The 21,508-nt window shown below is 68.3% G+C and carries 21 protein-coding genes; 5 read left to right on the top strand and 16 right to left on the bottom strand.

The features are described from left to right. Positions 1-209: 209 nt before the first annotated feature. The 9 genes from FHW78_RS05920 to FHW78_RS05880 all read right to left on the bottom strand — a co-directional run bounded on the left by FHW78_RS05920 (position 210) and on the right by FHW78_RS05880 (position 9,391). Positions 210-1,058: a symmetrical bis(5'-nucleosyl)-tetraphosphatase gene (locus FHW78_RS05920; protein WP_183638818.1), complete on the bottom strand. Its 849-nt coding sequence runs from the start codon at positions 1,056-1,058 to the stop codon at positions 210-212. Continuing rightward, entirely contained in the window at positions 1,058-1,435 is a 378-nt protein-coding gene (gene apaG, locus FHW78_RS05915; protein ID WP_183641171.1) for a Co2+/Mg2+ efflux protein ApaG, read from the bottom strand. Before apaG ends, FHW78_RS05920 begins: the two co-directional genes overlap by 1 nt. A gap of 59 nt (positions 1,436-1,494) precedes the next feature. Continuing rightward, positions 1,495-2,292: a 16S rRNA (adenine(1518)-N(6)/adenine(1519)-N(6))-dimethyltransferase RsmA gene (gene rsmA / locus FHW78_RS05910; protein ID WP_183638816.1), complete on the bottom strand. Its 798-nt coding sequence runs from the start codon at positions 2,290-2,292 to the stop codon at positions 1,495-1,497. A 66-nt stretch (positions 2,293-2,358) separates the two neighbouring features. Beyond that, on the bottom strand, positions 2,359-3,336 hold the full coding sequence (gene pdxA / locus FHW78_RS05905; RefSeq protein ID WP_183638814.1) for a 4-hydroxythreonine-4-phosphate dehydrogenase PdxA: 978 nt from the start codon (positions 3,334-3,336) through the stop codon (positions 2,359-2,361). 2 nt (positions 3,337-3,338) lie between these two features. Then, positions 3,339-4,718 (bottom strand): peptidylprolyl isomerase, encoded by a 1,380-nt coding sequence (locus FHW78_RS05900; RefSeq protein ID WP_183638811.1) that lies wholly within the window; start codon positions 4,716-4,718, stop codon positions 3,339-3,341. Next, a complete protein-coding gene (gene lptD / locus FHW78_RS05895) occupies positions 4,715-7,156 on the bottom strand; it encodes an LPS assembly protein LptD (protein WP_183638809.1) in 2,442 nt (813 codons plus the stop codon). The genes FHW78_RS05900 and lptD overlap by 4 nt, the downstream gene beginning before the upstream one ends. A 136-nt stretch (positions 7,157-7,292) precedes the next feature. Then, positions 7,293-8,201: a histone deacetylase family protein gene (locus tag FHW78_RS05890; RefSeq protein ID WP_183638807.1), complete on the bottom strand. Its 909-nt coding sequence runs from the start codon at positions 8,199-8,201 to the stop codon at positions 7,293-7,295. A 4-nt stretch (positions 8,202-8,205) separates the two neighbouring features. Next, the gene (locus tag FHW78_RS05885; protein WP_141455809.1) at positions 8,206-8,766 is read right to left on the bottom strand and encodes a cob(I)yrinic acid a,c-diamide adenosyltransferase; all 561 of its coding nucleotides are present in this window, start codon (positions 8,764-8,766) and stop codon (positions 8,206-8,208) included. A gap of 16 nt (positions 8,767-8,782) precedes the next feature. Continuing rightward, positions 8,783-9,391, bottom strand: coding sequence for a hypothetical protein (locus FHW78_RS05880; protein WP_183638805.1), 609 nt, complete (start codon positions 9,389-9,391; stop codon positions 8,783-8,785). 110 nt (positions 9,392-9,501) lie between these two features. On the opposite strand from FHW78_RS05880, the gene ubiH reads away from it, so the two are divergent. Both ubiH and FHW78_RS05870 read left to right on the top strand, forming a co-directional pair. Then, the gene (gene ubiH / locus FHW78_RS05875) at positions 9,502-10,710 is read left to right on the top strand and encodes a 2-octaprenyl-6-methoxyphenyl hydroxylase (protein ID WP_183638803.1); all 1,209 of its coding nucleotides are present in this window, start codon (positions 9,502-9,504) and stop codon (positions 10,708-10,710) included. Beyond that, positions 10,707-11,885, top strand: a complete 1,179-nt coding sequence (locus FHW78_RS05870) for a UbiH/UbiF family hydroxylase (protein WP_343205534.1) — start codon at positions 10,707-10,709, stop codon at positions 11,883-11,885. Before ubiH ends, FHW78_RS05870 begins: the two co-directional genes overlap by 4 nt. A 317-nt stretch (positions 11,886-12,202) precedes the next feature. Here the strand turns inward: FHW78_RS05870 and FHW78_RS05865 are convergent, their stop codons facing one another. From FHW78_RS05865 to FHW78_RS05840, 6 genes are all read right to left on the bottom strand, one after another. Then, positions 12,203-12,925, bottom strand: a complete 723-nt coding sequence (locus tag FHW78_RS05865; RefSeq protein WP_183638801.1) for a hypothetical protein — start codon at positions 12,923-12,925, stop codon at positions 12,203-12,205. A gap of 108 nt (positions 12,926-13,033) precedes the next feature. Continuing rightward, positions 13,034-13,933 carry an SMP-30/gluconolactonase/LRE family protein gene (locus tag FHW78_RS05860; protein ID WP_183638799.1) on the bottom strand — a complete coding sequence of 300 codons (900 nt, stop codon included), beginning with the start codon at positions 13,931-13,933 and terminating at the stop codon, positions 13,034-13,036. Between the two features lie 11 nt (positions 13,934-13,944). Then, positions 13,945-14,280: a hypothetical protein gene (locus FHW78_RS05855; protein WP_183638797.1), complete on the bottom strand. Its 336-nt coding sequence runs from the start codon at positions 14,278-14,280 to the stop codon at positions 13,945-13,947. Between the two features lie 80 nt (positions 14,281-14,360). Beyond that, positions 14,361-15,404, bottom strand: a complete 1,044-nt coding sequence (gene rlmM, locus FHW78_RS05850) for a 23S rRNA (cytidine(2498)-2'-O)-methyltransferase RlmM (RefSeq protein ID WP_183638795.1) — start codon at positions 15,402-15,404, stop codon at positions 14,361-14,363. Between the two features lie 27 nt (positions 15,405-15,431). Next, on the bottom strand, positions 15,432-15,992 hold the full coding sequence (locus FHW78_RS05845) for a nucleoside deaminase (protein ID WP_183641167.1): 561 nt from the start codon (positions 15,990-15,992) through the stop codon (positions 15,432-15,434). Between the two features lie 2 nt (positions 15,993-15,994). Further along, positions 15,995-17,749 carry a glutamine--tRNA ligase/YqeY domain fusion protein gene (locus FHW78_RS05840; protein ID WP_183638793.1) on the bottom strand — a complete coding sequence of 585 codons (1,755 nt, stop codon included), beginning with the start codon at positions 17,747-17,749 and terminating at the stop codon, positions 15,995-15,997. Between the two features lie 106 nt (positions 17,750-17,855). Between FHW78_RS05840 and FHW78_RS05835 the strand changes: the two genes are divergently transcribed. Together FHW78_RS05835 and FHW78_RS05830 are read left to right on the top strand one after the other, a co-directional pair. Further along, on the top strand, positions 17,856-18,524 hold the full coding sequence (locus FHW78_RS05835) for a glutathione S-transferase family protein (RefSeq protein WP_183638791.1): 669 nt from the start codon (positions 17,856-17,858) through the stop codon (positions 18,522-18,524). 44 nt (positions 18,525-18,568) lie between these two features. After that, positions 18,569-18,838: a DUF2007 domain-containing protein gene (locus tag FHW78_RS05830; RefSeq protein WP_183638789.1), complete on the top strand. Its 270-nt coding sequence runs from the start codon at positions 18,569-18,571 to the stop codon at positions 18,836-18,838. 174 nt (positions 18,839-19,012) lie between these two features. On the opposite strand, the gene FHW78_RS05825 is transcribed toward FHW78_RS05830, so the two are convergent. Then, complete coding sequence (locus tag FHW78_RS05825; protein ID WP_183638787.1) at positions 19,013-20,644, bottom strand: peptide-N4-asparagine amidase; 1,632 nt, start codon at positions 20,642-20,644, stop codon at positions 19,013-19,015. A gap of 166 nt (positions 20,645-20,810) precedes the next feature. On the opposite strand from FHW78_RS05825, the gene msrA reads away from it, so the two are divergent. Then, positions 20,811-21,461 carry a peptide-methionine (S)-S-oxide reductase MsrA gene (gene msrA, locus FHW78_RS05820; RefSeq protein WP_183638785.1) on the top strand — a complete coding sequence of 217 codons (651 nt, stop codon included), beginning with the start codon at positions 20,811-20,813 and terminating at the stop codon, positions 21,459-21,461. Positions 21,462-21,508 lie beyond the last annotated feature (47 nt).

Here is a 21,508-nt window from a genome sequence, read left to right as displayed (position 1 = left end):
CCGCGGTGGGCACGGGAACTCGCGGGGACGTTGCAGTGGCCGGAGCACGTCCACATGCCGCCAGCAGCTGGGCGGACAGCAGGGCCATGGCCAAGGTGCGCGGAGGGACCGTCGGAATACGCATGGCCCGATTGTAGAGGAGCAACCTCCTACCGGTACGCCGAGATCGGTGAACTGAAAACAGCCGCAAGCCCGATGTTCGGGAGGCGTCAGTCCCGGCCCGCGAAGGAAGCGGGATCCACGTCGCGTCCGGGTACCTGCACGATCCGCAGTTCGTCGGTATCCAACTGCAGCGCGGTGAGCTTGCCGCCCCACACCGCGCCGGTATCGATCGCGTGCACGCCGTGGCCGATCATCAGGCCCAGGGTCGACCAATGGCCACAGACGATCTTCAGATCGCGCGGGGCGCGGCCGGGCACCTCGTACCAGGGATACAGGCCCTGCGCCTGGGTGCCGGGTGCGCCTTTCTCCTCGATCGCCATGCGCCCGCGCGGCGTGCAATAGCGCATGCGGGTGAGCACGTTGATGATGGCGCGCGCGCGGTCGTAGCCGGACAGGCCGGAGGACCAGTTGGGCTTGTCGCCGTACATGTTGCGGAACAGCTTGCGATAGCCGCTGCCGTGCAACTGCTGCTCGACCTCGCGCGCGTAGCGCTCGGCGAGGCTGGTGGTCCATTTGGGCGCGAGCCCCGCGTGAATCATCATCCAGCCCAGTTCGCGGTCGGCGTGGACCAGTTTCTGTCCGCGCAGCCAGTCCAGCAGCACGCGTGCATCGTCGGCCAGCACCACCCGCTGCAGGTCCGGATTGACCTTGCGCTGCTCGTCCGGCGAACGTTCGCCGATCGCCAGCAGGGACAGGTCGTGATTGCCCAGCACCACCACGCTCTGCTCGCGCAGCGAATGCACCAGCCGCAGGGTTTCCAGTGATTGTCCGCCGCGGTTGACCAGATCGCCGCAGAACCAGAGCCGATCCCGTGCGGGATCGAAACGCAGCCGCTCCAGCAGCCGCTGGGTCGCGTCGTAGCATCCCTGCAGATCGCCTATCGCCCAGACCGCCATCAGTGCAGCGTCCGCGGAACCGAGAGGGTGAACTGGGGAATGGGGGCGTCGAAGCGGGTGCCGTCGTCGGCAATCATGTCGTAGCTTCCTTTCATGGTCCCGATGTCGGTTTCCAGCACCGCCCCGGAGGTGTATTCGAAGTCCTCGCCCGGCTGCAGCCATGGCTGCTCGCCGACCACGCCGGCACCTTCCACTTCCCGGACCTTGCCGTTGGCGTCGGTGATGACCCAGTGGCGGCCCAGCAGGCGCGCGGGCACGTCGCTCCGGTTGCGGATGCGGATGGTGTAGGCGAACACATAGCGCCCGTCCTCGGGCGCGGATTGATCGTCGAGGAAGCGGGTGGCTACGTCGATGTCGATGGCGTAGTCGTGTTTCATGCCGGACAGTGTATGCATTGCGGCGTGAAACGGGAAACGCCGCGCGGGCGCCGGAACGGTCAGGCCGCTGGCGCCACCGGTGCCTGGTTGGCCAGGCGGATGAAGGCGGCCACTTCCACCTGTTCGGCGCGCGCGTCGGGACTGATTCCTGCGGCTTCGATCGCGGCCCCGTCGCAGACCCCGCCCAGGGCGTTGCGCAGGGTCTTGCGGCGCTGGCCGAATGCGGCGCGCACGATTTCGGTGAAGCGCTGCGGATCCGCGACGCCAATCTCGGCGGGCGGGCGGGGCACCATCCGCACGACCGCCGAATCCACCTTCGGCGGCGGCCGGAACGCCCCGGGGGGAACCACGAACAACGGCGTCACCGTGCAGTACGCCTGCAGCATCACGCTCAGGCGGCCATAGACCTTGCTGCCGGGACCGGCGGCCATGCGATCCACCACTTCCTTCTGCAGCATGAAGACCATGTCGCGGATCGACGCGGCGTGTTCGAGCGCATGGAACAGGATCGGCGAGGACAGGTTGTAGGGCAGGTTGCCGACCAGGCGCAGGCGATCGTCACCGGCCAACTTGCCGAAGTCCACCGCCAGCACGTCCTTGTGGATGATGGTGAGGCGGCCGACGCCTTCGGATGCTTCCATCAGCGGGGTGATCAGATCGCGATCGAACTCGATCGCGGTCAGTTCGCCGTGCCGGCGCAGCAGCGGCAGGGTGATGGCGCCCTGGCCGGGGCCGATTTCGACCAGCCTGTCGCCCGGCTTGGGATCGACAGCCAGCACGATCCGCTCGATGTAGCTGCGGTCGGTGAGGAAGTGCTGGCCCAGCGATTTCTTGGGTGGCGCCTTGAAGGGGGGCATGGCGAGGTAGGGATTGGAGATTGGGGATTGGGGATTCGAGCGGGCAGGAAGCAGGGTATGCGTTTGCTAGCTTGCGGATTTCAGGGTGGCGATGCGGGCGCAGGTCTGTACCGCGGCGAACAGGCTGGACGGATCGGCAATGCCCTTGCCGGCCAGGTCCAGCGCGGTGCCGTGATCGACCGCGACGCGCGGATACGGCAGGCCCAGGGTGAGGTTCACCGCCTGCTCGAAGCCGCTGTATTTGAGCACCGGCAGGCCCTGGTCGTGATACATCGCCAGCACCGCATCGAAGCCGGCGAGCTTCTGCGGCAGGAACGCGGTATCCGCCGGCAGCGGTCCGATCAGGCGCATGCCTTCCCCGCGCAGCGCGGCCATCACCGGCTCGATGACTTCGATTTCCTCGTGGCCGAGATGGCCGGCTTCGCCCGCATGCGGATTGAGGCCAAGCACCGCGATCACCGGATCGCCGATGCCGAAATCGTCGCGCATCGCAGCGTGGGTGATACGCAGCACGGAGGTCAGCGCGTCGGTGGTGATGGCGTCGGGCACCTGTCGCAGGGGCAGGTGGGTGGTCGCCAGGGCGACCCGGACGATGTCGTTGGCCAGCATCATCACCACCTCGCGGCCAGCGCGCGCGGCCAGCAGTTCGGTAGTACCGGTGTAGGCGATGCCGCCGGCGTTGATCGCGGCCTTGTGTACCGGGCCGGTGACCACTCCATCGAATTCACCGCTCAGGCAGGCGTCGGAAGCCTGGGCCAGGGCGGCGATGACGGTGGCGGCGTTGCGGGGATCGGGTTGGCCGAACCGGGTCGGGGCGGGATTGGCCAGCGGCCGCAGGCACAGCTCACCCGATGCGCGGGCTTCCTGCTGTTCGTCGAGCAGCCGCAGTGGCAGATCCAGCGCGGCCGCGGCCGCCTGCATCACGCCCGGGTCGGCAAACGCCACCAGCCGGCAATCCCGGCGTGGCTGCTGGGCAAGCCTGACGCAGAGTTCGGGCCCGATGCCGGCCGGCTCACCCGGGACCAGCGCCAGGCGGGGCAGCATGCTCAGCCGCCGGGAGCGGGCGCGGGCGTTTCAGCCGGTGCCGCCGCCGGCGCATTGGCCGGCGTGCCGTCGGTCTGGGCCTGAGCGCCGGTACGGATGTTCACGTAGGCTTCGCCGCGCATTTCCTGCAGGAATCGGTTGTATTCGTCTTCCAGCTTGCGGCGGCCGATGGTCTCGCGGACCTGGGCACGCTGGTTTGCATCGGTGACGTCGCTCTGGCGCGCTTCCACGCGCTGCACGATGTGCCAGCCCGCATCGGTGCGGAACGGCTCGGTGATCTGTCCGTCGCCGACACCGGCCACCTGCTCGCCGAACGCGGGACCGAAGGCATCGCCGGGGAACCAGCCCAGATCGCCACCTTCACCACGGCTGTTGGGATCCTCGGAGGATTCCTTGGCGACGGTGGCGAAATCCGCGCCACCGGCGATGCGGGCACGCAGGGTGTCGATCTTGGCCTTGGCCGCGGCGGCGTCCTGGGCCTCTGTGATGCGCACGAGGATGTGGCGGGCGTGGTATTCGGTGACGGTGCGCTTTTCCGCCTGCGAGGCGTCGCGGGTCTCCACCAGCTTGAGCAACTGGAAGCCGCTGGCGCCGCGCAGCGGGCCGACGACCTGGCCGGCCGTCATCGTCTTGAGCATTTCCACGAATGCGGTCGGGATTTCGTCCATGCTGCGCCAGCCCAGATCGCCGCCATCCAGCGCGTTGGGGCTGTCGGAATAGCGCACGGCCGCGGCGTTGAAGTCCATCTCGCCCTTGTCCAGCAATGCCTTGATGCCATCGATCTTCTGCTGGCCCGTGGTGATCTGCTCGGCGGTGGCGCCATCCGGCAGCGCGACCAGGATGTGCGCCAGGTGGTATTGCTGGCCGGAGCTGGCCTGCATCGCCAGGGCGGCGTCCACTTCACCCTCGCTGACCTGGATCTTGCTCTGGGCGAAGCTCTGGCGCAGACGCTGGACGGTGATTTCGTCACGCAGCGAGTTGCGGAAGTCGTTGAAGGACATGCCGTCCTGGGCCAGGCGCGCGCGCAGGGCGTCGACGGTCATGCCGTTCTGCTGGGCGACTGCGGCGACCGCGCCATTGATTTCCTGATCGCCGACCTGGATGCCGCTGCCATTGGCGCGTGCCACCTGCAGCTTCATCAGGATCAGGCGTTCCATGACCTGGCGCTCCAGCACTTCCCGCGGCGGCAACTGGCCGGGCTGGTTGGCGTACTGGTTGACCACGTTGGCGACCGCGCGGTCCAGCTCGCTCTGCAGGATGACGTCCTCGTCGACGATCGCGGCGATCCGGTCCAGCGGCTGGAGCGTCTGGGCCGACAGCGGGAGCACGCAGGCGGCGGCCAGCAGGACGGCGGCGAGGGGGCGGTACAACTTGATGGTCATGGCAGCATATCCGGAGCGTAGCGGTTGTCGTCGTCCGGATCCGGCGCGGTATTGCTCGGCGGGACGAGATAGAGGTCGTCTCGGTAATAGCCGAGGATACCACGGCGCAGGGTGCGCTCCGTGTCCTGGCCGGCTGAGCCGAGGCCCTTGAGGACGAATTCGACCTGGATGGAATTGTTCATTTCCCCCTCGCGGTTGCGCACGTAACGGCGCACCACCGCGCGGACCGCCAGGCAGCAGCTATCCCACTGGACGCCGGCGATGCCTTCCAGCAGCTTGTTTTCCATGAACGAGTGGTAATAGCGGCCGACGATGCTCCAGGACGGGCTGATCGGGTACAGGAACGAGAAGTCGCCCTGTTCCAGCAGGTCCCGGCGATGGCGGTAGGTCAGGTTGACCACGCCGTCGTCGCCGATCAGGTAGCGCGCGCGCAGGCTGGCCAGATCTTCCCGACGGAACTTCGGATCCCACTGGTAGGAGGCGCCGATGGTCCAGCGATCGGTGGGGGCGTAGTTGGCATCGGCAATCCAGGCCGATTTGCCCTTCAGCAACGGGGCCTCGGAGGGGGATAGGGTAACTTGGCTGTCCTCGAAATACCGGATCTGGCCGAGGCTCATGGACGCCCGTTCGAACCCATCGGACTGACGAAGGAAACGGGTGGTCAATGCCATCGTCAATTGGTTGGCGTCCGACTGGCGATCCGGACCCGAATAACGGTTGTCACGGAACATCTGGCCCCAGCTGAAGGTGAAGGGGCGGGTGTCGAACAGCGGGATGCCATCCTGCTCGCGATACGGCACGTTGAGGTAGAACAGCCGCGGTTCCAGCGTCTGCAGGAAGCGGCTTCCCTTGATCTCGGTTTCGCGGTCGAAGAACAGGCCCATGTCCACCGAGCCGATGGGCAGGCTGCGGTTGGGTGATTCATCGTAGTACGGCCGCATCATTGCGTCGGTGACGCTGCCGGCAGGCACGCCCAGCGCGCGCGCCGCGCGGGTGACCGCAATGCTGCGGGCCAGGCCGGGATCCAGGCGATAGTCGGTATAGCGCCAGGCCAGGGTGGGACGGATGTACCAGGACGGTCCCTCGAAGTTCAAGCCGACGGTCGGCTTCAAATCCAGTCGGGTTCCGCCGTCATGCAAATCGTGCTGGAAGCGCACGGCCTCGCTGCGCAGGCCGATATTGAGCCACTGGCCCAGTGGACGCTCGAAGTTGAAATAGGCGCGCGGCAAACGGTTGTACGGCAGCGAAGCCTTGGTCAGGTTGAAATCCGACAACTGCCAGGCATCGGCCATGATGCCACCGTTCCAGAACTGACCCACGCCGTACAGGCCGGCGGTACTGGTGAGTGTGCTGGCGGTCAGGCCGCCGAGGTTGTTGGCGAAGTCCTCGACGTAGCGGGAATCGCTGATCCAGACCAGGTTGGCGCGCGCCTGCCAGTGCTTGCCGAGATTGTGGTAGCCGTTGAAGCGGAACAAGCCGCGGCTGTCGTCCGGATCCGGGTTGCGCTCGGGCACGAATTCCGGCTCGTGGGAGCGCGTCTCCAGCAGATCGTCGCGATGCATGTAATTGCCCTCCAGCTTGCCGGCACCGCCCCTGTACAGGTAGCGGAACTCGGCGCCGAGGGCGAAACCGCGCTCGCTCATGTAGCGCGGATTCAAGGTGGCGTCGTAATTCGGTGCCAGGTTCAGGTAGATCGGCTGGCGGTAGTCGAAGCCGTTGCGCCCGGAATGGCTCAGCGCCGGGTACAGCAGGCCGGTGTGGCGCTGGTCGTCGATCGGGAACTTGAACCACGGCATGTACAGCACCGGCACATGGCCAAGCCGCACGGTCGCGCCGTGGGCCACGCCCCAACCGGTTTCGGTGTTCACGTCGATGCGCCGCGAACGCAGTTCCCAGCGTCGATCGGAGGGATCGCAGGTCGAGTAGGTGGAATGCAGCAGGCTGCCTTCCGGCCCCTTCATGTCGATGCGATCGGCGCCGCCGTTGCCGCGTCGCGACACCAGCTGGTACTGCAGGTTGTCGATCTGGTGGCGGTCGGCGTTCTGATCGCCGCGCGCGCTTTCGGCGACCAGGCGGATGCCGGCGTCCTGGTAGCGCACGTGGCCATCGGCGGAATAGGTGTCGCTTTCCTGATCGTAGGTCAGGTTGTCCGCGCCCAGGAACTGGTCGCCGCGGACCAGGGCGACGTCGCCCTTGTACTCCAGGTTCTGTTCGGTGCCACCGAGCTGGTTGCCCTCGATGTGGGTGTCCTGGTTCGCGCGCGCGGCCCGGGCCTGCTCGGTGTTGGCGCCCGCGGCGGGCTGGGGTACGCCGGCGAAGGCCGGGACGGGATCCTGGATCGGACACAGCGCCCAGCTCTCGGGCTTCTCGTCCGCCAGCGCCGGCAGGCACAGGGCGATACTGAACGGCAGGGGCAGCAGGCGAAGGACTGGACGCACGCGGTACCGGGCTCCGGGATGGTTCGGTTCAGAAACGGCGGTTAGCTTGCCGGATCGCCGGCATGGCGGCAATGAATACCCCCGGCCGGTTTCGGGTCTGGTTCATGCAGCCCGAAGGCGTCGCCAGCGGGTACGCTCAGCGCAGTTCGTCGACATGGGCGGCGGCGCACTCCTTCAGTGCCTCCAGGTCGTAGCCACCCTCCAGCATCGAAACCATCCGCCCGTCGGCGTGGCGGCGGGCGATCCGGCGCAGTTCCCGGGTCAGCCAGCCAAAATCCTCGGTTTCCAGCATCAGGTCGGCCAGCGGGTCGCGCATGTGGGCGTCGAAGCCGGCGGAGATCAACAGCAATTGCGGGCGGAATTCCTCCAGCGCCGGCAGCAACTGGTCAGCCCAGGTGTTCTGGAAGCGGAAGCCGCCGCTGCCCGGCGGGAGCAGGGCGTTGAACACATTGCCCGCGCCGCGCTCGTAGGGCGCGCCGCTGTAGGGGAACAGGCCCGATTCGTGGGTACTGAAGTAGGCCACCCGGGGATCGTCGTAGAAGATCGCCTGGGTGCCATTGCCATGGTGCACGTCGAAATCGACGATCGCGACCCGCTCCAGGCCGTGTTTCTCCAGCGCGTGGGCGGCGGCCACGGCGATGTTGTTGAACAGGCAGAAACCCATCGCCGTGCCGGAAGTGGCGTGATGGCCAGGGGGGCGCACCGCGCAGAAGGCGGTGCCGGCTTCCCCGTGCATGACCGCGTCGACCGCGGCGATGCCGGCGCCGGCGGCACGCAGCGCGGCCGCGCGCGAGGCCGGGACCATCACCGTGTCCGGGTCCAGCATGCGGTGGCCTTCGAAATCGGTGTCGAGCACGTCCTTCAGCAACGTCTCGTCGTGCACGCGGCGCAGATCGCCCAGTTTGGCCAGCGGCGCTTCGCGCCACTCGAGGTCGCCATGCGCGCGGCGCAGCACCTCCAGCACCACCTCCAACCGTGCCGGCCGCTCCGGATGTTCGGGACCGGGGTCGTGCGACAGGCAGGCGGGATGGGTATAGATGATCACGGCGTCAGGTGGGACGCCGCCGCTCGTGGTTCCAGAGCACTTCGCCGTGGCCGTCCGCGCGGGCCAGCACCCGCGCCAGCACGAACAGCAGATCCGACAGCCGGTTGAGGTAGCGGATGGCTTCCGGTCGCACCGCATCGTGGCGGGCCAGGGTGACGGTCTCGCGTTCGGCCCGGCGCACGATGGTGCGGGCCAGGTGGCAGCGCGCGGCGGCCTCGCCACCCGCCGGCAGGATGAAATCCTTCAACGGTGGCAGCGCTTCGTTGTAGTGATCCAGGCGCGCTTCCAGCGCGTCCACGTCCTCGCCGGTGATGGCGGCATGGCCGGGAATGCACAGTTCGCCGCCCAGGTCGAACATCTGGTGCTGCACTACCGTCAACAGCGCGGCGACGTCCTCGGGGACATTGGGCGCGGCGAGAATCACGCCGATGGCCGAGTTGGCCTCGTCGACCGTGCCGTAGGCGTTGACCCGCGCCGAATCCTTGCCGACCCGGCTGCCGTCACCGAGTCCGGTGGTGCCATCGTCGCCGGTGCGCGTGTAGATCTTGGAAAGACGGTTGCCCATCGCGGTATCCCTCCGCTCAGCGCGATGCCTTCTGGTGACCCAGGCGCGCCAACTGGTCCACGCCGACGTGGGCGATCACGGCCAGGCCGACGTAGATGGCCGCCACGCGCAGGTAGGGGAGGAACCAGTCGCTGTAGTTCTTCCACCAGCCGGCGACGGTGGGATTGGGCACGACGTCGCTGGACAGCCAGTAGAAGCTGCCCTGGCTCAGCAGGTGGCAGACCACCACCGAGGCGAACAGGCTGACCACGGTCACCGCCAGCACGCGGCCATGCTGGCCGCCATGGCTGGCATGGAAACGACGGACCAGCAGGCCGCCCGCCCACAGGGCGAAATAGGCCGGGACCAGGAACCAGTACGCCGCCGAGGTGCAGTAGTGCGCCCAGAAGTTCATGCCCTGGCCGCTGATCACCACGTAGTCCACGGCGACGGCCAGCACCATCAGCAGCGGGAACGCCCAGCGGGTCCAGCCGCGCAGGTAGAAGCCGCCAAGGAAGAACACCGCCCAGGAAGCATCCGGCACCGGGCCGAAGTGGGTCAGCGTGGCCGGCAGGTGCAGGCGGGTGGCCGTCATCAGCAGGGCCAGCAGGACGAGGACGGCGGCGCGTTGGGAGTTCGTGTTCATGCAGACGGATTCCGGAGGCTCAGCGGACCATTCTAGCGGACCGCGGCGCGCACCGGGCCGGCGGGCGCGTGGTCACCGGTCCGTGCCGGCCAAGCCGGTATCATGTCGGCATGACGCAACGGCATGACGTGGTAATCGTGGGAGGTGGCCTGGTCGGCGCCAGCCTGGCCATCGCCCTGGACCGCCTGGGCATCGACGTGGGCCTGGTGGAGGCGACGCCGGGCACGACGATGCCGGCGGTGTTCGACCAGCGCAACCTGAGTTTCGCCGCCGCCACGGTCAACGCGCTCACCGCGCTGGGCGTGATGCGGAAACTGCAGGCCGCGCCCGGACCGATCCGCCGCATCCACATCAGCCGCCAGGGCGATTTCGGGCGGGTGCGCCTGGAGGCCGCGGATTACGGCCGCGACAGCTTCGGCCAGGTGGTGGTGGCGCGCGATTTCGGCGAAGCGCTGGAAGCGCGGCTGCGCGAGCTGAACCATGTCACCCGCTACCGCCCCGCGCGCTTCGTGGCCCTGGAGGAAGGCGGCGAAGGGGGCCGTCGGCTGCGGCTGGCGGGTGAAACCGACGAGCAGATACTGGACGCGCGCCTGCTGGTGGCCGCCGATGGCACCCGTAGCCAATTGCGCGATGCGCTGGGCATCGGCGCGCAGGAACACGATTACGCGCAGACCCTGTTCGTCGCCCGCGTGCGCGCCGAACACGCACCGGACGGCACCGCCTACGAACGCTTCACCGCGACCGGCCCGACCGCGTTGTTGCCGCGCGGTGATCGCCACTTCGGCGCGATCCACGGCGTGCCTTCGGAACAGGCGGCCAACGTCGCGGGATTGGACGAAGCCGCCTGGCTGGGGCGCCTGCAGCAGGCGTTCGGCTGGCGGATCGGACGCTTTCTGGCCAGCGGCGAACGCAGCGCGTATCCGATTGCCCGCGTGGTGGCCGAACGCCTCACCGCGCCGCGCGCGGTGCTGGTGGGCAATGCCGCGCAGACCCTCCATCCGATTGGCGCGCAGGGATTCAATCTGGGCCTGCGCGATGCGCTGACCCTGGCCGAGCTGATCGGGCAGGGCGGAGATCCGGGTGCCGACAGCTTGCTGCGGACCTACGCCGACCGACGCGCCGAGGATCGCCAGCGCACCCTGGCATTCTCCGACGGGCTGGCCCGGCTGACCGCCAATCCGGCCCCGCTGCTGCGGCCGCTGCGCAGCCTGGGCCTGGCGGCCGTGGACGTGTCGCCAACGCTGCAGGCCTATCTGGTCGGCGGCGCAATGGGCTTCCGTGGTGATGTACCGGCGCTGTGCCGCGAGGTGGCGGCGTGAGCAGGCGCGGACAGATGGACGCGGTCATCGTCGGCGGCGGCGTGGTCGGCGCGGCCTGTGCGCTGGCACTGGCCGAAGCGGGTCTGGAAGTGGCGCTGATCGAAGGGCGCGAACCGACGCGCTGGTCGCCGGACGCACCGGACCTGCGCGTCTATGCCTTCGCGCCGGACAACGCCGCGCTGCTGGAGACGCTGGGCGTGTGGCGCGCGATCCGCGAGGCGCGCGTGCAACCCTATCGGCGCATGTGCGTCTGGGACGCGGCCGGCGGTGGCGACATGGTGTTCGACGCCGACACGCTCGGCCATGCGCAACTGGGCTGGATCCTGGAGAACGCCCTGCTGGTCGATCGCCTGTGGGCGGCGCTGCCGGCGGCCGGCGTGCGCCTGCATTGCCCGGCGCGCGTGCAGGAGGTCGAACAGGACGATGCGGGCGTGCGCTTGAAGCTGGAGGACGGCACCCGCCTGGATGCGCGCCTGGCGATCGCCGCCGACGGCGCCGATTCCAGCCTGCGCGAGGCGGCCGGCGTGGCGGTGTCGCAGCACGACTATGCCCAGCGCGGCGTGGTCGCCTACATCCAGACCGAACGACCGCACGAAGACACGGCATGGCAGCGTTTCCTGACCACCGGTCCGCTGGCGTTGCTGCCGTTCACCGAAGGCCGCAGTTCGATCGTTTGGACACTTCCGGAAGCCGAAGCCTTGCGCGTGCTCGCGCTGGACGACCAGGCGTTCGCGCGCGAACTCACCCAGGCATCGGCGGCCCGCCTCGGCGAGGCACGGCCGGTCTCCGCGCGGGCGGCGTTCCCGCTGCGCCGGCAACTGGCGCAGCATTACGTGTCGGGACGGATCCTGCTGGTGGGCGATGCCGCGCACGTGGTGCATCCGTTGGCGGGGCAGGGCGTCAACCTCGGCCTGCGCGACGTGGCCGGGCTGCATGCGCTGGTCCGCGATGCCCAGTCACGCAGGGTCGACTGGAGCGCCCCGCACCGTCTTGCGCGCTGGGCACGCCAACGCCGCAGCGAAAGCACGACCGCCGCCTACGCCTTCGACGGCATCAACCGCCTGTTCTCCAACGACGAGATGCACCTGACCCTGCTGCGCGGACCGCTGCTGGGCCTGGCCGGCCGCCTGCCACCGCTGGCCAATCTGTTCTGGCGCCGCGCCTCCGGCCTGTAATCGTAGAGCGGAGCTCGCTCCGCTGCTCTTCTTGGAGGCGCCCCAACGCAAGTGCGGCGTGTCGTTTCCGCGCGATGACAGGATTGCCCCCATCCCAACCTTCCCCCGCAGGCGGGGGAAGGGGCGACACCCGCGAGGAAACGAGCGCAACACGCAAACGGCTCCCTCCCCCGCGTGCGGCGGAGGGGGGCGCTCCAACGCAAGCTCGGCGCTGCGGGCAGAGTCGTGCTCACTCCGCTGCTCTCGCGGTTGAGCGCCGCGGCCGCCGAGCAAGCTCGGCGCTACAAGTGGACTTGCCCGGCGCCCGGCTCTGCCAATCACCCCGGCAGGAACGGGAAAACAAGCTTGAGCAGCGCCTTCAGGCCGCCTTCGGCGGTGCTGGCGATGGCTTCCGCACCCAGGCTGTTGAGGGCATTGCGGGCATCCTGCCAACGCAGCTTGCCGACATCCTTCTTCAGCAGTTCGGCGACTTCCTCCGACGCGGGCGCCAGCTTCTTCAACTCGCTGCGAATGTGCGCCGGATCGGTCTGCAGGAAACCCCAGCGCTCGGCGATCGCCAGCAGGGTGTCGAAACGCACCGCCACCACTTCGCGGTTGCGTTCGTAGACCGGCAACGCGCCGACATCCAGGATCGCCTGCTCGAACTGCTGCTGGTCATCCGGATGCTCGATGCGCACGGCCAGGAAACCGTCCTTGCGACTGCGCTCGCTGACGTGCTTCGCGCCGGCGCGCAGGTTGGCCTCGGTCAGCACGGTGGCGACGATGCGTTGCAGCGCCGCCTCGCGCTCCTCCGGCACCAGCGCCCGCCAGCGCGCATAGCCATCGCGACGCAGCGCCTTCACCTTGGCCGGGGTGACCCGCAGCTTGCCGGCGACGATGAAATTGGACTCCGCGCGATCGATGGCGCCGTCGCGTTCCAGCAGCACGAAGATCAGCAGTTCCAGGTCCCGCTTGGTCAGCGACTGGAACCCCTGCAGCAGGGTCAGGCGCAGGAATTCGTTGCCGAACGCGGCGGGATCCTTCAGTTCGATGGGCAGCATGGGAGGGGCTCCGGGTCAGGGAAGCATCTTGCCATGCGGGCATGTCACCGCCTGAGACCCCATGCGGCGGCGCTCACAGAACCCGAATCCGGCTCCCGCTTCGGCAGGTCAGCGCCCGTGTTCACGCCCCGGCCGCGCGCTCCGGAACACCTCGACCGCGCCGCGGTCCTGCAGGGTCACGTAGACGGTGCGGCCGTCCTCGCCGCCGAAAGCGACGTTGGTGGGCTTCTCGCCCTTCAGTCGCACTTCGCGCAGCAGACGGCCCTCCGGCGAGACCACGGCCACCGTGCCAGCACCGTAGCGGGCGATATGGAGATTGCCGTCCACGTCGGTGCGCATGCCGTCCAGGCCATGATCCGGGAAGCTCATCAGCAGGCGCTTGTTGGAGACGTTGCCGCTGCCGTCCAGGTCGTACGCCCACAGGTTCCGCTGCACGCTTTCGTTGACGTACAGGTGTTTGCCATCCGGGCTTACCTCCACGCCGTTGGTGGTACCCATGCCGGTTTCCAGCAGGTGGACGCTGCCGTCGCGATCGATGCGCCACAACTGGCCGCCGCCGTTCTTCCAGTCCGGGTCGCTGGCGTACAGGCGTCCGTCCGGGGCCAGCGCGATGTCGTTGGGCTGGTGCATGCGCGGATCGTGCGCGAACACTTCCACGCTGCCGTCGGCGTCGATGCGCAAAACGTTGTGGCCGCTGTAGTCGGCCACGTACATCGCGCCGTCCGGCGCGAAGCGGATGCCGTTGCCGGTGCTGCCGGCCGGCAGTTCGACGAACAGTTCGGCCTTGCCGCTGCCATCGGCCTGCGCGCGTACGCGGCCGATGGTGCCGTCGCGTCCGAAACTGACCAGGTAGAGATGACCATCGGGACCGACGGCCGGGCCTTCGATGCCCCGCGAGAAGACGCCGTCGCCGACGTAATCGCGGGCGACGTATTCGGGTTCGGCGGCGTCGCTGGCGGAAGCGGTCGAGGCGAGGATGGCGGCGAAAAGGCAGTGGCGCAGATTCATCAATGGGTTCCTCAGCGGCCCAGGGCGTACAGCGCGGTGGCGAAGGCCAGCGCCGCCACCGTGGTGGCGATCGCGGCCAGGCGGTTGGCGCGATGCAATTGGCGTTCCATGCGATCGGCACCGACCTGCAACACCTCGATGGTCTTCTGCATGTCGGTGGCGAGCCGGCTGATCGAATCGGCATTGCGGGTCGCGGCGGCCTGAAGCTCGGCAATCTGCTCGTCGATGATCGCCAGTCGCTGCACCTGGGTGGTATCGATAGGGGGCGTGCGGGTGAACAAGGGCCTGGCAAGCCGGATGATTTCCGGCAGCGAGGACGCGGCGATGGTGATCCAGGTGGCGGCCATGTGACTCCTGCGCACGCCAAGAGGACGTGCCTGATGAACTGGCACCGATACTAACCCGCGCGTGGCGGACGTGCGGTCGATCAGGAATGCCGCGTAGCGAACACCGTGATCTCTTCGCGGTCGTGATAGAGCTGGCGCGCACGTACCGTCAGTGGCCGCGATGCCTGCTCGGCGAACAGATCCAGGCACAGCCGGGTTTCGTCCCAGCGCTTCTTCATCGGCAGCTTGAGGTTGAAGATGGCATGCCGGCACCAGCCTTCGCGGAACCATGTCGCCATCCGTTCGGCGACCCGGCGCGGCTGCTCGACCATGTCGCAGACCATCCAGTCCAGCGATTGCGCGGGCTTCCAGTGGAAGCCGTCCGCGCGCAGGTGCTCTACCAGGCCAGTGTCCAGCACATGCTGGCGCAACGGGCCGTTGTCGACGCTGGTGACACGCAGGTGCTGGCGGGTCAGCACCCAGGTCCAGCCACCCGGCGCCGCACCCAGATCGGCGGCGGTCATGCCCGGTTTCAGCAGGCGAGCGCGCTCGTCCGCGTCCAGCAGGACCAGCAGCGCTTCCTCCAGCTTCAGCGCCGAGCGCGAGGGCGCGTCCGGCAGCAATTTCAGGCGCGGGATGCCTAGCGGCCAGGGCGAGGCATCACGCGGCTGGCTGCGGGCGAGAAAGGCGTGATCGCCCTGCACGAACACCACGTGCAGCCGTGGCAGGCGCGTGTCGTCCTGGGCGCTCAGCACGCCGGCCTTGCGCAACGCCGGCCGCAGCGCGTTGCCGAAGCTGCGCGCCAGTCCGGCCAGCGGCTTGGCACTATCGGAATCGGGATGTTCGACCCACAGATCGCCGAAGCGCTGGCCCTCCAGCGCGGCCAGCATCGGGCTGATGCGGTCGCGTGGATCCAGCCCGCGCAGTTCGGCGAGCACGCGCAGTTTCTGCCGCGCGAATACCAGATCCCGCGACGGCAGGGCGCGGTCCAGCGCGTCGGCCTCGTCGCTGGCGAACAGCACGTAGCCGTCATTGCGCTGCGCGCGCGCGTAACCGGCGATGCCGGCCATCGCCGCGCGTTCGGTCAGTTCGGCGGCCAGCTCCGGCTCGAAGCCCTGGCGGCAGAAACCGAGCAGGCCGCTCATCGCCGCGCTCCGCGAGCAACGCCGGCGTCAGTACTTGTCGCCACCGGATTCGCCGTAATGCTTCAACACCGCACGCGCATCGTCGCGGCACAGGTCGCGCGCCACTTCGATGCCGCGCTTGTTCAACTCACCGACCCAGTCGGCCGGCAGCGGGCCTTCGTCGAACTCGGTCAGTTCCATCACGTCCTCGGCGCGCGCGCCGATCAGCAGGCGATCGATGCCGGCCCAGACGGTGGCGCCATAGCACTGGCAGCAGGGCTGCGAGGAGGTGGCCAGGGTGATCGGGCCGACCCGCTCGTTCAGGCGCGGCGTCTGCAGGCGCTGCTGCGCCAGCATGTAGGCCATGTTCTCGGCATGCGCCAGCGAGCAGGTATGCGGCATCACCCGGTTCACGCCGACCGCGATGACGCGGTGATCCGGGCCGAACACCACCGCGCCGAACGGGCCGCCGCTGTTGGCTTCCACGTTCCGGCGCGACAGCGCGATCGCCAGGCCGACCTTGTCCTCGTCGCCCGGGTACACCGCGGCGCTGTCGATAGCGTCGTGCACCCATGCCGGCAGGGTCAGGTGGACCTGGGCGTACAGCATGCTCATGCCTTGGCCCAGGTGTCGCGCAGGGTCACGCTGCGGTTGAACACCGGATTGCCGGCGGTGTGGTCATAGCGGTCGGCAACGAAGTAGCCGATCCGTTCGAACTGGAACGCCTGTTCCGGCGCGGCAGATGCGGCGGCCGGCTCCACGTAGCCCTGCACGGTCCGGCGCGAGTCCGGATTCAGGTGGTCGCGGTAGGTCTTGCCTTCGGATTCGTCATCCGGGTCGGCCACGGTGAACAGGCGGTCGTACAGGCGGATTTCCGCCGGCACCGCGTGGCGCGCGCTGACCCAGTGGATGGTGCCCTTGATCTTGCGGTCCGCGCCGGCCATGCCGGGACGCGATTCCGGATCCAGCTCACCGCGGATTTCGATGACCCGGCCGTCGGCGTCCTTGATCACTTCGTCGCAGCGGAAGATACCGGCGCCGCGCAGGCGCACTTCACCGCCGGGGATCAGCCGCTTGAAGCCCTTCGGGGGCACTTCGGCGAAGTCCTCGCGCTCGATCCACAGTTGATTGGAGAACGGCACTTCGCGCGAACCGAAGCCCTCATCCTTGGGATGGTTCGGGAACACCAGCGATTCGCCGTGGCTGTCCGGCAGGTTGGTGATGACCAGCTTCAGCGGATCGATGACCGCCATCCGGCGCGGCGCCGCCGCGTCCAGGTCGTCGCGCAGCGCGCCTTCCAGCACGCTGTAGTCGATCAGCGAGTTCTGCTTGCTGATGCCCACGCGATCCACCATCAGGCGCAGCGCGGCCGGGGTATAGCCACGGCGGCGGATGCCCTGCAGGGTCGGCATGCGCGGATCGTCCCAGCCATCCACCAGGCCGTCGTTGACCAGCGCGAGCAGCTTGCGCTTGCTCATCACCAGGTAGTTGAAGTTCAGCCGCGAGAATTCGATCTGGCGCGGCTTGCCGGCTTCGCGCGGCAGGCCCTTGTCCAGCAACGGCGCCAGCAGTTCCGGATGGTTGGCCAGATCGACCTTGTCCACGCACCAGTCGTACAGCGGGCGGTGATCCTCGAACTCCAGCGTGCACAGCGAGTGGGTGATGCCTTCCACCGCGTCGCCGAGCGAGTGCGCGTAGTCGTACATCGGATAGATCGGCCAGGCGTTGCCGGTGTTCTGGTGCTCGACGTGCTTGATCCGGTACAGCGCCGGGTCGCGCAGGTTGATGTTGCCGCTGGCCATGTCGATCCTGGCGCGCAGGGTGCGCGCACCGTCGGCGAATTCGCCCGCGCGCATACGCCGGAACAGGTCCAGGTTCTCTTCCACGGAACGGTCGCGCCAGGGCGAATTGCGGCCGGGCTCGGTCAGGCTGCCGCGGTATTCGCGGACCTGTTCGGCGGTCAGGTCGCAGACGAAGGCGTCGCCCTGCCGAATCAGTTTCTCGGCGGCCAGGTAATACACCTCGAAGTAGTCCGAGGCGTGGCGCAGGTCGTGCCAGTCGAAGCCCAGCCAGCGCACGTCGTCCTGGATCGCGGCGACGTACTCGGGGTCTTCCTTGGCGGGATTGGTGTCGTCCAGGCGCAGGTTGCAGACGCCGCCGAACTCGGCGGCGATGCCGAAGTCCAGGCAGATCGCCTTGGCGTGGCCGATGTGCAGGTAGCCGTTGGGTTCCGGCGGGAACCGGGTCTTGATGGCGTGGTGGCGGCCGCTGGACAGGTCCTCGCGCACGATCTGGCGGATGAAGTCCCGCTTCTCGGGGGCGGTGTTCTCCGGCGTGGCGGCGGCGGGGGCGGGGGTCTCGGACATGCGGGGCAGGGTGGTTCGGGGCAAACGGGGAGTTTAGCCGGTCCGGTCCCCGCCCGCGTCGCGCCGGGCCTATCCTGTAGGCCCTTTTCCGCACCGGAACCCGTGCATGAGCCGCCCCATCCTGATCATCGGCAACAAGAACTACTCGTCCTGGTCGCTCCGGCCGTGGCTGCTGCTGCGGCAGTTCGGGGTCGAGTTCGACGAGATCCGGCTGCCGCTGGACACGCCGGAGTTCTTCGCCGAGGTCAAGCGTTACTCACCGACCGGCAAGGTGCCCGCCCTGTGGGATGGGGATTTGCACCTGTGGGATTCGCTGGGCATCTGCGAGTACGTCAACGAACGCTGGCTGGACGGCGCCGGCTGGCCGCGCGAGCGAACCGCGCGGGCGCTGGCGCGGGTGGCCGCCGCCGAGATGCATTCGGGGTTCGCCGGCCTGCGCACCCAGTTGCCGATGAACAGCCGCCGCCAGCCTGACGCCTACCGCTGGGACGGGGCGGCCCAGCGCGACATCGACAGGGTGCTGGCGCTGTGGTCGGAGCTGCGCGCCCGTTTCGGCCAGGGCGGCGACTTCCTGTGCGGCGGCTTCGGCATCGTCGACGCGATGTTCGCGCCGGTGGCGATTCGCTTCGACGGCTACGGCGTGCCGGTGGACGGCGTGGCGAAGGACTACATGCAGGCGCTGTTCGCGTTGCCGGCGATGCGGGAGTGGCGCGAGGCGGGGGCGCAGGAGACCGAATCCGTGCCCGGCACCGAGGCGTTCCGCAAGGCGCCGTAAAGCCCGGACGGTGTAGCCTGCGGGCGATTGCTGGAGATGTGCCGATGCGAGTGGTCTACCTGGCCGACAACCTCTTCGATGCCCACATGGTCAAGCACGCGCTGGAGGACGCCGGCTTGCCGGCGTTCGTGTTCGGCGAATCGCTGATGGGCGGCATGGGCGAACTGCCGCTGTTCGGCGTGTTGCGGGTCTGCGTGCCGGACCCGGCCTGGCCAGAGGCGCAGGACGTGGTGGCGAGGCTGCCGTTGGCGAAGCCACCGGAAGGGGACGAGCCCGCGACGGATTCGCCGGAAGGAAGCCCGCTGCCGGCCTGACGGGCCGCGAGGCCGTGGCGGGGGCGTGCCGTGTGGTTGCTCCTGCTTTCTTTGACCTGTGCTGGTACTGCGAGGTCAACGCCCCGACAAACCGAGGATCAGCCCCGTTGACCAGCCGAATGGCTGGTCAACGGGGAGGCAAAGGCAGGCATCCGGAGGCATGCTGCTGGAGCGTCAGCGCACGCAGGTGGTGTCGTCTTCGGTGAAGTAACCGTTGACCGTCGCGATACGGCGCGCCTGGCAGGCGCCCGCGCTGTCGGTCATGCGGAAATCCTGGCGGGAATGGCCGGTCGCGCGGCGTTGTTCGCGCGGCACTTTCTGGGTATAGGCGGCCTCGCCCTCGAAGCGGTTTTCCACCTTGGTCCAACTGGCGGCCGCATCACCCTGCCGGCGCTGGTTCGTTTCGTCCGCCTGAATAACCAGATCGGTGGTCAAACGCGGATTGCCGGCTTCTGCCACGGTGCGGATACCGCCGTCCAGGCTGAAGGCCAGCGCTTTTTCCTCGATGACGGCGGATTGGCCCGCAGCCTGCGTCGAGATGCGCTGCGAATCGGTCCATTCCGCCTTGAGGCGGTCGTCATTCTCGTCCTTGTCCCAGTCGTGCCGGCTCTGCATGCCGACACGATAGGCCACCTCGATGTCGCGCCGGCCCTCTGAGGTCTCGATCCAGCCGGTCAGTTTCAGCTCGCCGGCGCCGGAAGCGCGCAGCACCGTGCGGCCGTTCTCTTCGCTGAAGGCATCGTTCCGCGCGGGCTTGCCCAGCACGTGCGAGGTCAGTTCGCCGCGCGTCCGCACGCCCTTCGGATCCCGCCAGATCTGCAGGTGGGGCAGCAGCGTCCAGCCGGTCGCGTCGTGGGCCAGCCCGACCACGCGCACCCGCAGTTCGTGCGGCTTGCCGTCGTTGAGCAGGCCGATGAAGGGCGTGAGTTCGAAGCGCTGCGGATGCAGGTCGAAGGTATGCGGCGCCGGGATCGCGTACCACAGGAATGGATTGGACCAGCCGCCGGTGTAGATGTGCGGGTACGGCGCCGCCAGGCCAGCGACCTTGCCGTCGATCAGCACCTGCAGTTCGCGATAGGGACCATGCTCGCTCGCGCAGGAATACTCCTTGCGCGCCACGCTCAGGTACCAGAACTCCTCGCAACCGCCGCCGGAACCATTGGCATAGACCTCGGCCACCAGCCGGCGGGTGTCGGCGGGCAGGGTGAAGCCGCCGACCAGATCCGCGCCGGCGCGGTGGGCCTCATCCAGCGGGACGATCCGTTCGGCGGTGGCGGCCGGCGCGTGCGCCGCGTCGGCGGGGTAGAAAGTGAGCGTGGCGCGGATGTCGAACACGCCGGTGTAGGTTTCGTTGACCAGATTGCCCAGCTCCATCACCACCGGCTGCTCGCGGGTGAACAACGGCGCATAGGCGCTCACGTCCTTCTCGACCTGCCAGCGGATGCCTTCGCGGGACGGTTCGGGCGTGCTGGTGCGCAGGAGGGTCACGCCGCCGACGCTGATCTGGCCCATGCGGTCGTACTGGCGGCCCTTCACGCTGCCCTCCATGTCCAGCACCACCTTGTGCCACGGGCCGGGACAGTCGGCCGGCGGGGTGAATGCCTGACGGTAGGGCTCGAAGTCGGCGAAGCCGTGGCGGACGATTTCCACCGTGCAGTGGCGGATGTCCGGGCGGACCACCTTCGGCTCGGCGGTGCGCGGGTCGTCCCAGTCGGCGCCGAATTCGGCGGGCGGACGGGTGTCGGCGGCGAACGCCGGGGTAGCCGCCGTGGCGGCGCACAGGAGCAGGGCGTAGCGGGAAATCATCGGTTTGTATCGATCCAATTCGTGGCGCGGAAAATGCCGGGTAGGGCGCGGGCAGTGGGGGATGGCGCAGCCTACACCGGCGCTCCCCGGCGCGACAGTCCGTTGCGCTTGAAAGCGGACCGGGCGCGCCCAGATCCGGAGACATCCATCATCTGCGGGGTGTCCCATGCTCGGAATCGGTGCCCACAAACAGCGCATGCCGCGCCCGGAGGAAATCCTGCCCGGCCGCGCCCACCCGCTGCCGCTCAACAACACCCACTTCGTCCACGGCCGGCCGCTGCGCGCGGAGGCCACCGGCCTGCTGCAGGCGGAATTCGGCATGGGCTGTTTCTGGGGGGCGGAGCGCAAGTTCTGGAGCCTGCCGGGGGTGTACAGCACGTCGGTCGGCTACGCCGGCGGCGGAACGCCCAACCCGACCTACGAGGAAGTGTGTTCCGGGCTGACCGGGCACAACGAAGTCGTGCGGGTGATCTACGACCCCAAGCGGATTGGATTCGAGGAATTGCTGCGGGTGTTCTGGGAAAACCACGACCCGACCCAGGGCATGCGCCAGGGCAATGATCTTGGTACCCAGTACCGCTCGGCGATCCTGTGCCATTCGCAGGCGCAGTACGACGCCGCGCTCGCCAGTCGCGAGGCCTACCAGCAGCGCCTGCGCGCGGCCGGCCATGGCGACATCACCACCGAGATCCTGTATCCGCCACCGGAGTTCTACTACGCCGAGGACTACCACCAGCAGTACCTGGCCAAGAACCCGAATGGCTACTGCGGACTGGGCGGTACCGGCGTGAGCTGCGCGATCGGCCTGGATGCCTAGTACGCGTCACCTGTAGGAGCGACATCAGCCGCGACCGTGCCAAGAGG

Source organism: Pseudoxanthomonas sp. OG2, from assembly GCF_014192765.1.
Classification (GTDB): domain Bacteria; phylum Pseudomonadota; class Gammaproteobacteria; order Xanthomonadales; family Xanthomonadaceae; genus Pseudoxanthomonas_A; species Pseudoxanthomonas_A beigongshangi.
Note: the sequence above shows the minus strand (reverse complement) of the source record. Positions and strands in the feature narration are given on the sequence as shown.

What these genes read in the sequence shown, in the direction of transcription:
- msrA (WP_183638785.1), top strand. Translation starts at nt 20,811, where the DNA reads ATGCTCGGAATCGGTGCCCACAAACAGCGCATGCCGCGCCCGGAGGAA.
- FHW78_RS05900 (WP_183638811.1), bottom strand. Translation starts at nt 4,718, where the DNA reads ATGACCATCAAGTTGTACCGCCCCCTCGCCGCCGTCCTGCTGGCCGCC.
- rsmA (WP_183638816.1), bottom strand. Translation starts at nt 2,292, where the DNA reads ATGCCCCCCTTCAAGGCGCCACCCAAGAAATCGCTGGGCCAGCACTTC.
- FHW78_RS05885 (WP_141455809.1), bottom strand. Translation starts at nt 8,766, where the DNA reads ATGGGCAACCGTCTTTCCAAGATCTACACGCGCACCGGCGACGATGGC.
- FHW78_RS05825 (WP_183638787.1), bottom strand. Translation starts at nt 20,644, where the DNA reads ATGATTTCCCGCTACGCCCTGCTCCTGTGCGCCGCCACGGCGGCTACC.
- FHW78_RS05845 (WP_183641167.1), bottom strand. Translation starts at nt 15,992, where the DNA reads ATGCTGTACGCCCAGGTCCACCTGACCCTGCCGGCATGGGTGCACGAC.
- FHW78_RS05835 (WP_183638791.1), top strand. Translation starts at nt 17,856, where the DNA reads ATGAGCCGCCCCATCCTGATCATCGGCAACAAGAACTACTCGTCCTGG.
- FHW78_RS05840 (WP_183638793.1), bottom strand. Translation starts at nt 17,749, where the DNA reads ATGTCCGAGACCCCCGCCCCCGCCGCCGCCACGCCGGAGAACACCGCC.
- FHW78_RS05880 (WP_183638805.1), bottom strand. Translation starts at nt 9,391, where the DNA reads ATGAACACGAACTCCCAACGCGCCGCCGTCCTCGTCCTGCTGGCCCTG.
- FHW78_RS05855 (WP_183638797.1), bottom strand. Translation starts at nt 14,280, where the DNA reads ATGGCCGCCACCTGGATCACCATCGCCGCGTCCTCGCTGCCGGAAATC.
- apaG (WP_183641171.1), bottom strand. Translation starts at nt 1,435, where the DNA reads ATGAAACACGACTACGCCATCGACATCGACGTAGCCACCCGCTTCCTC.
- rlmM (WP_183638795.1), bottom strand. Translation starts at nt 15,404, where the DNA reads ATGAGCGGCCTGCTCGGTTTCTGCCGCCAGGGCTTCGAGCCGGAGCTG.
- FHW78_RS05860 (WP_183638799.1), bottom strand. Translation starts at nt 13,933, where the DNA reads ATGAATCTGCGCCACTGCCTTTTCGCCGCCATCCTCGCCTCGACCGCT.
- FHW78_RS05920 (WP_183638818.1), bottom strand. Translation starts at nt 1,058, where the DNA reads ATGGCGGTCTGGGCGATAGGCGATCTGCAGGGATGCTACGACGCGACC.
- pdxA (WP_183638814.1), bottom strand. Translation starts at nt 3,336, where the DNA reads ATGCTGCCCCGCCTGGCGCTGGTCCCGGGTGAGCCGGCCGGCATCGGG.
- ubiH (WP_183638803.1), top strand. Translation starts at nt 9,502, where the DNA reads ATGACGCAACGGCATGACGTGGTAATCGTGGGAGGTGGCCTGGTCGGC.
- FHW78_RS05865 (WP_183638801.1), bottom strand. Translation starts at nt 12,925, where the DNA reads ATGCTGCCCATCGAACTGAAGGATCCCGCCGCGTTCGGCAACGAATTC.
- FHW78_RS05830 (WP_183638789.1), top strand. Translation starts at nt 18,569, where the DNA reads ATGCGAGTGGTCTACCTGGCCGACAACCTCTTCGATGCCCACATGGTC.